This window comes from Variovorax sp. OV329 (assembly GCF_900114785.1).
Lineage (GTDB): Bacteria > Pseudomonadota > Gammaproteobacteria > Burkholderiales > Burkholderiaceae_C > Variovorax.
The window spans coordinates 341,366-351,623 of sequence record NZ_FOUG01000007.1 but is presented as its reverse complement, the minus strand read 5'-3'; the positions used below and the strand labels follow the sequence as shown (position 1 = coordinate 351,623).

10 protein-coding genes are annotated in these 10,258 nt (G+C 69.8%); 3 read left to right on the top strand and 7 right to left on the bottom strand.

The window, feature by feature from the left end; all coding sequences use genetic code 11:
• Both BM345_RS29720 and BM345_RS15030 read left to right on the top strand, forming a co-directional pair.
• On the top strand, positions 1-105 hold a 105-nt coding region (locus BM345_RS29720; RefSeq protein WP_139237527.1), incomplete at its 5' end, for an NAD(P)(+) transhydrogenase (Re/Si-specific) subunit beta.
• Positions 106-152: 47 nt separating this feature from the next.
• Entirely contained in the window at positions 153-2,039 is a 1,887-nt protein-coding gene (locus BM345_RS15030) for a glycoside hydrolase family 15 protein (RefSeq protein ID WP_093380757.1), read from the top strand.
• Here BM345_RS15030 and BM345_RS15025 read toward each other — a convergent pair.
• The 3 genes from BM345_RS15025 to BM345_RS15015 form a co-directional block, all read right to left on the bottom strand.
• Positions 2,036-2,260, bottom strand: coding sequence for a DNA-directed RNA polymerase subunit alpha C-terminal domain-containing protein (locus BM345_RS15025; protein ID WP_093380703.1), 225 nt, complete (start codon positions 2,258-2,260; stop codon positions 2,036-2,038). The genes BM345_RS15030 and BM345_RS15025 overlap by 4 nt on opposite strands.
• A gap of 182 nt (positions 2,261-2,442) precedes the next feature.
• On the bottom strand, positions 2,443-3,420 hold the full coding sequence (locus tag BM345_RS15020; protein WP_093380701.1) for a Bug family tripartite tricarboxylate transporter substrate binding protein: 978 nt from the start codon (positions 3,418-3,420) through the stop codon (positions 2,443-2,445).
• Between the two features lie 42 nt (positions 3,421-3,462).
• Entirely contained in the window at positions 3,463-4,875 is a 1,413-nt protein-coding gene (locus BM345_RS15015; RefSeq protein ID WP_093380700.1) for a M20 family metallopeptidase, read from the bottom strand.
• Positions 4,876-4,979: 104 nt separating this feature from the next.
• Between BM345_RS15015 and BM345_RS15010 the strand changes: the two genes are divergently transcribed.
• The gene (locus BM345_RS15010; RefSeq protein WP_093380698.1) at positions 4,980-5,927 is read left to right on the top strand and encodes a LysR family transcriptional regulator; all 948 of its coding nucleotides are present in this window, start codon (positions 4,980-4,982) and stop codon (positions 5,925-5,927) included.
• A gap of 6 nt (positions 5,928-5,933) precedes the next feature.
• Here the strand turns inward: BM345_RS15010 and BM345_RS15005 are convergent, their stop codons facing one another.
• From BM345_RS15005 to BM345_RS14990, 4 genes are all read right to left on the bottom strand, one after another.
• Positions 5,934-6,359 (bottom strand): hypothetical protein, encoded by a 426-nt coding sequence (locus tag BM345_RS15005; RefSeq protein WP_093380697.1) that lies wholly within the window; start codon positions 6,357-6,359, stop codon positions 5,934-5,936.
• A 30-nt stretch (positions 6,360-6,389) separates the two neighbouring features.
• A complete protein-coding gene (locus BM345_RS15000) occupies positions 6,390-7,139 on the bottom strand; it encodes an SDR family NAD(P)-dependent oxidoreductase (RefSeq protein WP_093380695.1) in 750 nt (249 codons plus the stop codon).
• 185 nt (positions 7,140-7,324) lie between these two features.
• Positions 7,325-8,344 carry an acyltransferase family protein gene (locus BM345_RS14995; RefSeq protein ID WP_093380694.1) on the bottom strand — a complete coding sequence of 340 codons (1,020 nt, stop codon included), beginning with the start codon at positions 8,342-8,344 and terminating at the stop codon, positions 7,325-7,327.
• Between the two features lie 21 nt (positions 8,345-8,365).
• Positions 8,366-10,255: a CocE/NonD family hydrolase gene (locus BM345_RS14990; protein WP_093380692.1), complete on the bottom strand. Its 1,890-nt coding sequence runs from the start codon at positions 10,253-10,255 to the stop codon at positions 8,366-8,368.
• Positions 10,256-10,258 lie beyond the last annotated feature (3 nt).

Sequence of the window (10,258 nt, the reverse complement as noted above, 5' to 3'; positions counted from 1 at the left end):
GGCTACGCGGGTCTGGACAACGAGTTGTTCTACATGGACAAGACCATGATGGTCTTCGGGGACGCCAAGAAGGTGGTCGAGGACATGGGCAAGGCAATCGAGTAGCCCACGCCGCCGTGCAGCGTCGCGCCGCCGCTGCTACGCTGTGGCCAGTGCCTTCGCAACCCATTGAAGACTACGCCCTCATCGGCGACTGCCACACCGCGGCCCTGGTGGGCCGCAACGGTTCCATCGACTGGCTGTGCCTGCCGCGCTTCGACGCGCCGGCCTGCTTCGCCGCGCTGCTGGGCGGTCCGGAACACGGGCGCTGGCTGGTTGCGCCGGTGAAGGAGCCGCGGCGGGTCACGCGCCGCTACCGCCCCGGCACGCTGGTGCTGGAAACCACCTTCGAGACCGCCGAGGGTGCGGTCCGCATCACCGACTGCATGCCCATGTCCAACGGCCGGGCCGACGTGCTGCGCATGGTCGAGGGCCTGCGTGGCCGCGTGCCGATGCACATGGAGCTGGTCATGCGCTTCGACTACGGCTCCATCGTGCCCTGGGTGCGCCGCGAGGACGGCACGCTGGTGGCGACCGCCGGCCCCGATACGCTGAAACTGCGCACGCCGGTCAAGACGCATGGCCGCCAGCTGCGCACGCTGGCCGAGTTCGAGGTGTCGGCGGGCGAGTGCATCCCCATGCAGCTGAGCCACCGCGCCTCGCACCTGCCGGCGCGTCCGCCGCAATCGCCGCGCAAGCTGCTCGAAGCCACCGAGCGGCAATGGAAGGAATGGTCCGCACGCTGCAGCTACCGCGGCCGCGGCAAGGCCGACGTGCTGCGCTCGCTCATCACCCTCAAGGCGCTGACCTACAAGCCCTCGGGCGGCATCGTCGCGGCGCCCACCACCTCGCTGCCCGAGGAGCCCGGCGGCGTGCGCAACTGGGACTACCGCTACTGCTGGCTGCGCGACGCCACCTTCACCCTCAACACGCTGCTGCTCGCGGGCTACACCGAGGAGGCGGGCGCCTGGCGCGAATGGCTGCTGCGCGCCATCGCCGGCCGGCCGGCCGACATCCAGACCCTCTACAGCGTGACCGGCGAGCGCCGCGTGGACGAGTACGAGCTGGACTGGCTGCCCGGCTACGAAGGCGCCGCGCCCGTGCGGGTGGGCAATGCGGCCGCGCGCCAGTTGCAGCTGGACACCTACGGCGAGCTGATGGACACGTTGCACCTGGCCCGCCGCGCCGGGCTGCCGCCGCGGCCGCATGCCTGGCGCATCCAGCACGCGCTGCTTGACTTCCTCGAGAAGCACTGGGCCGACCCGGACGAGGGCATCTGGGAAATCCGTGGCCCGCGCCGCCAGTTCACGCATTCCAAGGTGATGGCCTGGGTGGCCTTCGACCGCGCGGTGAAGTCTGTGGAGCAGTTCGGCCTGGACGGACCGGTGGACCGTTGGCGCGAGTTGCGCGACACCATCCACGCGCGTGTCTGCCGCGAGGGCTACAACCGCAAGCGCAAGAGCTTCGTTCAATGCCTGGGCGGCAGCGAGCTGGACGCCAGCCTGCTGCTGATTCCGCAGGTGGGCTTCCTGCCGCCGGAGGACCCGCGCGTGAAGGGCACGGTGGAAGCGGTGCGGCGCGAACTCAGCCGCGGCCCCTTGGTGTGGCGCTACCAGACCGCGACGGGTGTGGACGCCCTGCCGCCGGGCGAGGGCAGCTTCCTGCCCTGCAGCTTCTGGCTGGTCGACGGCCTGGCGCTGGTGGGCCGGCGCGCAGAGGCCGAGGCCCTGTTCGAGCGCGTGATGGCGCTGCGCAACGACGTGGGCCTGCTGTCCGAGGAAATCGACGGCGCCACCGGCCGCATGCTGGGCAACTTCCCGCAGGCCTTCAGCCACATGGCGCTGGTGAACACCGTGCGCCTGCTGGGCCTGTCGCGCCAGCGCATCGAGCGCTTCAGCCGCAAGGGCGAGCGGCTGGCATCGGCGCCACAGGCCAGCGATGGCAAGGCGCGCGCCGCGAAGGCCAGCGCAGCGCCCGCCAGGAAGAAGCCGCGCAGCTAATCCGCCAGGCGAAGCCCCTGGCGTTCCACGCTCGATGCGATCTGGACCACGATGTTGCGCCCCAGGCGCGTCATGCCGAAGAGGGTTCGCTCGGACACCCGCGTGAGTTCACCGACCGTGTGCAGGTCGTTGCGCCGCAGGACGTTGGTGGCCCGCACGGACAGGCCCAGGACCTCGATGTCGGCCTCGAGAAGCGAATTGCAGTGTGGCTGGGAATTCATGGAAAGCGCGATGCGGATGACAACGGCTTTTTGCAAGTGCCGTGCCGCGTCGCAGCGCCTGTGTTTTCCCTGGAAGCGCCTCGTCACACGCTGGTCGATGACTGTGCTTCGTGCAGATTCTTTGGCCAGAATTCAGGCAACTGCCTGCAGGATCTACAGGGTTCTCCCTGAAGGTTGCCGGTTCACTCCACTGCGATGCCGGCCCGATGTGCCAGTGCGCGGTAGCGCGCAATCTCGCCTTCCATCTGCGTGCGGAAGCCCGCCGCGCCGATGGCCACCGGTTCCATGCCTTGCGCACGCAGCTGCGCCTGCAGGGCCGGGTCGGCCATCACGGCGGTGAGTTCACGCGACAGGCGCTCCACCACGGGCGCGGGCGTCTTCGCCGGCGCGGCAAAGCCGTACCAGGCGTCGAAGGTTGCCTCGGGCAGCTGCTGCTCGGCCAGGGTCTTCACCTCGGGCAGCAGGCTGGAGCGGCCGGCACCCACGATGCCCAGGGCGCGCAGCTTGCCGGCCTTGATGTGCGGCGCCACCGTGGCGACGGTGTCGATGTCCACCTCGATCTCGCCGCTCATCACGGCCAGCGTGGCCTGCGCGCTGCCTTTGTACGGCACGTCCTGCAGCTTCACACCGGCGGCCAGGGCGAAGAGTTCGCCCGCCAGGTGCGGGCCGGAGCCGGCGCCGAAGGTGGCATAGCGGATGCCCTGCGGCCTGGCCTTGGCGGCGGCGACGAGCTGGTCCACCGACTTCCAGGGCGCGCCGCTTGCCACCACCAGCACGAGGGGCGTGCGCGCCACGATGGCCACGGGCGCCAGGTCGCGCAGCGGGTCGTAGGGCAGCTTCGCGCGCAGGGCCGGGTTCACGCTGAAGCTGGTGGAGCCCGAGAGCAGCAGCGTGTAGCCGTCCGGCGCCGCCTTGGCCACCGCGTCGGTGCCGATGATGGTGGAGGCGCCGGGCTTGTTGTCGATGACCACCGGCTGCTTCAGCCGCTCGCCCAGCTTCTGGCCCAGCGCGCGCGCCACCAGGTCGGTGCCGCCGCCGGGCGGGAAGGGCACCACCAGCCGGATCGGCTTGGCGGGCCAGGCTTCCTGGGCCTGCGAAAGACCGGGGACGAGCACGGCACCTGCAATGGCGAGGGCGTGAAGGAACTGGCGCTTGATCATCAAGGGAGAACTCCGGAAATCGATCAGGTGGGGGTGGTCTGGTCAGGCTGCGGCCTTCAGCGCCCCGGCCTTCCAGGGCGCGTTCGACTCGCCCAGGTCCCAGTACAGGCCGGCCATGAGCTGAAGCCCTTCGCGCGCCAGCGGCGCGAGCAGGTGCTCGTGCGGCGCATGTTGCGCGCAGGCCGGGTAGGAATGCGGCACCCACAGCGTGGGCAGGCCCAGCAGGCGAGCGAAGATGTCGTTGGGCAGCGAGCCGGCGAGGTTGGGCAGCAGGTCGGGACGGCTGCCGCTGCTGGCCTCCATGGAGCGCAGCGCCCAGCCGACCCAGGGGTTGTCCAGGTCCAGCCGCGTGGCCGCGCCGCTGAGCGTCACCTTCACTTCCACCTGGGGGAAGCCTTGCGCCGCGAGGTGCTCGCGCACGATGCGCTCCAACTCCTGCCAGGGCGTGCCCACCACGAAACGCAGCTGGCAATGGGCCACGGCTTCGGAAGGGATCGCGTTGACCGGACGCTGCGGCTGTCCGGCCCCCAGGGCCAGCACCTCCAGCGTGTTCCAGCCCACCAGGCGCTCGGCCGGCGTGAAGCCGGGCTCGCCCCAGTCGATGCTGAGTTCGGGGTCGTCGGCGCCGCCGCCGATCTCCAGTTCCGCCACGGCGGCGCGCAGGGCTTCGCTCATCGGCGGCGGGCGCAGCGCATCGACCAGGATGCGTCCGCGCGCATCCACCAGCGTGGCCAGCGCATGCGCCAGCACCGTGGCCGGATTGCTCAGCACGCCGCCCCAGTTGCCCGAGTGGTAGCCGCGCTCGCGTGCCTTCAGCCGAAGGCTGAAGTTGACCGCGCCGCGCGAGCCGAGGAAGAGGGTGGGGCGCGCGGCCCGCACGCGCGGCCCGTCGCTGGCGATGAAGAGATCGGCCGCCAGCTCGTGGCGGCGCTGCGCGCACACCGCTTCCAGCCCGGGCGAGGCGGCTTCCTCGCCCATCTCGACCAGCCAGGTGATGTTGTAGCCCAGGCGCCCGTCGCGTGCCTTGAGCACCGCCTCCAGCGCGCCCAGCGCGATGCTGTGCTGCCCCTTGTTGTCGGCGGTGCCTCGGCCGTACCAGCGCTCGCCCTCGGCCACCAGTTGCCAGGGCGAGAGGCCGTCGCGCCACAGTGCGTCCTGCCCGCTCACCACGTCGCCGTGGCCGTAGCTGAGCACCGTGGGCAGGCGCGGGCCTTCCACACGGCGTGCGATCAGGAAGGGGCCGCCACCGGGCGCGGGGTTGGCGACGATCTCGCAGTCGAAGCCCAGCGGCGCCAGGCGCGGCACCAGCTCCTCCTGCAGGTAGGCCGCGAGCGAAGGCGGCACGCTGCCCGTGTCGCTCTCGGTGCGCATCGCCACGCGGCGCGAGAGGTCATCGAAGAATCGGCCGTTGTCGAAATAGGCGCCGGCCAGCGCTAGTGCATCGTGTCGCTTCATGGGGTGCTCCCGAGGATGACGCAAGTTGAAGGCCGGATGGGTATTGCCGCTACCACCGATTTGGCACACTGGCGTTGCCTTTGAGGCAATCGACTGGACAATCCATGAACCCCTCGCTGCTCAGCATCCCGATGCGCTACTTCCTGGAAGTGGCGCAGGCCGGCTCGGTCAACCAGGCCGCGGCGCGGCTTTTCGTCGCCGCCTCGGCGGTGAGCCGCCAGATCGCCAAGCTGGAGGACGGCCTGGGCACGCCGCTGTTCGAGCGGCAGCGCCAGGGCATGGTGCTTACCGCCGCCGGTCAGCGCCTGGCCGGCCACCTGCGCAACACGGTGCTCGATGCCGGGCAGGTGATCGACGAGGTGCGCAGCCTGGGCGGCCAGTCGGCGGGCCGCGTACGCATCTGCTGCACCGAGGGCTTTGCCAGCGGCTTCATGCAGCGGCTGATGGGCAGCTTCCAGGCGGCAACGCCGTCGGCCGCCATCGAGCTGCACGTGGGCACGCCGGAGGAGGTCAGCCAGCGGCTGCTGCGCGGCGAATCGGACATCGGCCTGAAGTACGTGGTGGCGCCCGAGGCCGGCCTGCATGTGGAGCATGCGGCGCCCGCCCCGGTGCTGGCCGTGATGCGGCCGGCACATCCGCTGGCGCGCCGCCGAGTGGTCGAACTGGCGCAGGCGGTGCGCCATCCGCTGCTGGTGGGCAGCCCCGGCATGACGGCGCGGCAATTGCTCGACCTGGCCTGCAGCGCCAAGGGCCTGCAGTACCGGCCGCTCTTCGTGAGCAACTTCTCCTCGGTGATGCTGCCGCTGCTGCGCAGCAGGGACATCATGCTGTCCAGCCGGCTTACCGTGGCGCACCTGCTCGAGGCCGGCGAGTTGGTGGCCCGCCCCTTCGATGAACCGCTGCTGCAGCAGCGCCGGCTCCAGGCGCTGACGCTGGAGGGGCGCACGCTGCCGCCGCTGGTGGGCGGCTTCGTGCGCCACATGGTGGCTTCGATCGCCGCGTCCGCCGCAGCGAAGGCCGGCGCCCGCCGACAGGCGGGGCGCGCCGGGTAGACGCTCTCAGGCCGTGGCGGCGCGAGGCGGCAGGAAGCCCTTGGCATGGGCCAGGTCCGGCCATGGCATGACGGTCTCGCCGCAGACAAGCCAGTTTCCGTCGACCTTGCGCAAGCGCAGTTCGTACAGCGCCGGATCGGCCAGCTCGCTCATGCGCCGGAACAGGATCGCCGTGGCGTCGTCGCCTTGCTCCTCGATGTGCAGGATGCGCTTTTCCGTCGACAGCGGCTTCTCGCCGGCATCGCGCCGGCTTCGAAACTCCGCCATCATCTCGGCCTTCGTGAAGCGGGCCACCTCGCCCTGGGGCGTCAGGACGAGAAAGCCCAGGTCCTCGGTGTAGAGCCGCTCCATCTCGTCCATGCGGTAGTGGCTGCCGGTGTCGGCGAGCACGTCGATGAAGGCGACGATCTCGGGGTTATGGGTTGGGTTCATGGCTTGGTTCTCACGAGAAGGATGAAAGATTCAGGTCAGCGCAATGCCACCATCGACACGCAGGTCGACGCCGGTGATGAAGCGGCTGTCGTCCGAGGCGAGGAATAGGGCTGCGCTCGCAAGCTCTTCGGTCGTCGCCAGCCGGCCCAGCGGTATCGCCGACGCCATCGCGTTCTCGAAGGCGGGCCGGTCGGCTTCGGACACGCCCAGCTTCTCGAGGATGGGCGTGTCCGTCGGTCCTGGGCTCAGCACGTTGACGCGGATACGCCGTGCCTTGAACTCCAGCGCCCAGCTGCGCGCGAAGGCGCCGATGGCCGCCTTGGTGCCGGCATAGACCGCATGGTTCTCCAGCACCTTGGCGCTGGCGATCGAGCCGGTGAGGATGATCGATGCGCCATCGCGCATCAGCGGCAGTGCCCGGGTCACGCCAAAGAACACGGCGCGCGTGTTGCTGCCGAACTGCGCGTCGTAGCTCTGCACGCTCACGGCCTCGGAGGCTTCGATGTTGTTCATGCCCGCGTTGGCCATGTAGATGTCGATGCCGCCGAAGCGCTCGGCGACTTCGGCAATGAGCCGTTCGTGCGTCTGCAGATCGCCGACGTCGCCGACCACGCCGAAGGCTGCGGGGCCCAGCTCGGCCACGGCCGCGTCGACCGCCTGCTGCCGGCGGCCGACGATCGCGACGCGCGCACCCTCCGCGACGAAGGCCTTGGCCGCCGCCAGGCCGATGCCGCTGTTGCCCCCGGTGACGACGGCGAACTTTCCCGATAGCTTGCTCATGTGCATTCCTTGAATTGAGTTGAGCCATGAATCTAGGGAGCGGAAGGCGCGTCGAGTAGGCCCCTGCATGGACAAACAGCTGTTCCAGAAAGGCACGACTGGCGCGCTTGGCGATGGGCAGCGAGTTCAGTTGGCTTGCGGCGCGACGCACCCGACCGGTGAGGGTGGCTGCAGGCCGGGCAGGCTCAGGTGGCGCTGCCCTGCCGGGCCGGCGTCCAGGTCCGCTCGCGCCAACGCTTGATGGGCATGTCCACCAGGTGCAGGCAGATCGCTGCCATGGGAAAGGAAAAGCCGATGGCGCAGGCCAGCGTGATCCACGTGGGCGTTTCCAGCGTACGCAGCGTGAAGACCAGCGGGAAGTGCCAGATGAAGATGCCGTAGGACAGCCGTCCGATGTACACCATCGGCCGCGAAGCGATGACGCCGCCGGTCGGGCGTTGCGCGGCATGGCACACCAGCACGAAGGCGCACAGCTCCGCCAGCGTGATCGACAGAGTCACCGCCTCCGTGTTGCGGTGGAAGGGCAGCGAGGGCATGAAGGGCAGGGCCACCGCAAAGGCCAGGGCCGCGCAGGCCACCGCGAGCGAAAGGCCCGACATCCTGGGCCGTGCCAGCGCCGCGATGGCGCCCAGCAGGATGCCGGTCATGCGCGTGTCGAAGCTGAAGTAGGCCTGCTGCCACCGCCAGTTGAATGCAACGAAGCAGCGCCACGTGGTCAAGACGATGAAGGCCGCCAGCAGCCAGGCCACCGGACGGCGCGTGCGCAGCAGCACGGGCAGCAGCAGGGGCCACAACAGGTAGAACTTCTCCTCCACGCCCAGCGACCAGGTGTGCGCGACCGTGGGCGGCAGGGTCGTCATGAAGGCCATCGCGTAATCCATGACGTAGAAGGCCGAGAGCGAGGCCATCATCCAGCGGTTTTCCGTCGGCCACACGAGGGGCGCCAGGCCGATGTAGGCCGCGAGCATCAGCAGCAGCGTGGGATAGAGCCGCAGCGCCCGCCGGGCATAGAAGCGCCCGACCTCGATGCCGCCGCCATGCCGGTATTCGCCGGCCAGCATCGAGGTGATGAGGTAGCCCGAGATGACGAAGAACATGTCCAGGCCGGCGAAGCCGCCGCCTGCCCCCGGCACATTGCAATGGAAGAAGACGACCGCGAGGACCGAAAGCGCGCGCAGGCCATCGAGCGCCGGGTTGTGCTGCATGGTGCTTTTCGCGTTGCGGTGTCAGTGGGTTGCGAGCGGGTCGGGCCGGCACGGCTGCAGCAGGGTCCTGCCACAGGCGGGGTAGTCCGGCGGCCCGTCCACGCCGGGCAGCACGCCCAGGCGCACCAGCGAGTCGTACCTGGCGGTGTGCAGCACATGCAGCCGCTGCGGCTGCGTGAAGGTGTCGAACACCAGGCCGCCGGTCTGCGAGGGCGTGTCGATCCAGATGCGAAGCCTGGAGCCCTGGCGGAAGTAGTGCCCCATCTTGTTGATCTCGACGCGGGCGAGCACCGGCTGGCCGGGCAGCACGGGGCTGAGCTGATCGGGCCGCTCGGTGTGCACCGGCAGCAGCGGGGTCGAGCGCGCGTCGTCGAGGGTGCGGTTCGACAGGCGCAGCCAGCCACGCTGCACGTAGGTCTCCTGGCCATCCGGTCGCAGTTCGGTCACCGTGACCTGGAAGTCCGCGTCGCCGGCGTTCGCCGTGACCCAGAGGTCCGCGCTGCCGGGGCCGTACACCAGCATGCTGCGTTCCAGCGGCGCCGAGGTGTAGGCCAGGCTGGTCTTCTTCCATTCGGCGGGGAGGGCGCCCCAGAAGGAGGTGCCTGCGACATCGTTGACGGTGACGCCGGCGCCCGGGTAGTCCCAGCCGTCGGCGGCGCCCGGCGCGAGGGCTTCGGCCAGCCTGCCGCCCGGGGCGAGGTGGAAGGTCCTGATGGCCAGGTCGGATGGCTTGATCGAAGGCCTGCTCACCACCCAGCGCGGCTTGGGCGAACTGCGGCGTTCGAGCACGCCGTCGCCCGTCTCGAAAGCCTCCATCCATACGGTGGTGCGCGGCGTGTCGCGCTCGAAGCCGTTGTCCTGGCCCTTCACGAAGCGGTCGAGGAAGCGCAGCACCGTCGCCTGGAAGGCCGTGGCGGAATACATGTCGTGGTGCCCGTTGGTCTGGACGAGCCACAGCCGGTCCGGATCGAGGCGCGACTGGTAGTGGCTGCTGCGCGGCGTGATGGCCTGGTCCTGGAAGGCCTCCATCGACAGCACCGGCACCTGGATGCGGTCCGCGTGGCGCGCGAGGTCGAATGTGTTCATGTAGTCGTCGCGCAGGGGGTGCGCCACGGGCAGGTGCATGACCGAGTTCGACTCCTCCGCCACGAGGTTCGCCTGCACCTGCTGCAAGCAGCCCTCGTCGCCTTCCTCCTTCGCGGCCTTGGCGACGATGTCGCTCCAGAAGGCGCGGAAGACCACGCGGAAGGGCGCGAGGAAGCCCGGTGCCGGCACACCGCCGGGCGCGATGGCATCGCGGTAGTCGGTGAGCACCATCCCGGGCACGATGGCGCGCAGGTGCGGCGGCCGGTTCTGCGCCGTGGCGACCTGCGAGGACCCGCTGTAGGACGCGCCCACCATGCCCACCTTGCCGTCGGACCAGGGCTGCGCCGCGGCGAACTCCACCACCTGTGCGCCATGCTGGCCCAGCTGCGGCCGCGTGTACTCCAGGCGGCCATCGGAGCAACCGGTGCCGGCCGTGTTCACGCCCATCACCGCGTACCCGGCCTCCACCAGGCGCTGGCTCAGCGCCACGGACATGGACGTGCGGTGCCGCAGGAAGGACGTGGTGCCGATCGAGCCCGCGTCATAGCCGTTGAGCGTGAGCACCACCGGGAAGCGGCCCGCGCCCTTGGGCAGCAGCACGCTGTAGCGAAGCCGCGTGCCATCGGAGGTCGTGATATAGCCGGTGACGCGCCGGTCCCAGAAGGGCCGGACCACGCCCAGTTCGGGAAACTCGAAGACCCTGGACACCGGAAGGCCGGTGTCCGGATCCAGGGGCGCCTGCTGGCCATGCGCCGACATCGATGAGGCCAGCAGCGCCGTGATGGCGAGAACGGATGCGGTGCTTGTTCTTCCGATTCTTGTCATGGG

Coding starts and splice junctions, on each gene's coding strand:
- BM345_RS15000 (WP_093380695.1), bottom strand. CDS start 7,139: ATGAGCAAGCTATCGGGAAAGTTCGCCGTCGTCACCGGGGGCAACAGC.
- BM345_RS14990 (WP_093380692.1), bottom strand. CDS start 10,255: ATGACAAGAATCGGAAGAACAAGCACCGCATCCGTTCTCGCCATCACG.
- BM345_RS15025 (WP_093380703.1), bottom strand. CDS start 2,260: ATGAATTCCCAGCCACACTGCAATTCGCTTCTCGAGGCCGACATCGAG.
- BM345_RS15005 (WP_093380697.1), bottom strand. CDS start 6,359: ATGAACCCAACCCATAACCCCGAGATCGTCGCCTTCATCGACGTGCTC.
- BM345_RS15010 (WP_093380698.1), top strand. CDS start 4,980: ATGAACCCCTCGCTGCTCAGCATCCCGATGCGCTACTTCCTGGAAGTG.
- BM345_RS15020 (WP_093380701.1), bottom strand. CDS start 3,420: ATGATCAAGCGCCAGTTCCTTCACGCCCTCGCCATTGCAGGTGCCGTG.
- BM345_RS14995 (WP_093380694.1), bottom strand. CDS start 8,344: ATGCAGCACAACCCGGCGCTCGATGGCCTGCGCGCGCTTTCGGTCCTC.
- BM345_RS15015 (WP_093380700.1), bottom strand. CDS start 4,875: ATGAAGCGACACGATGCACTAGCGCTGGCCGGCGCCTATTTCGACAAC.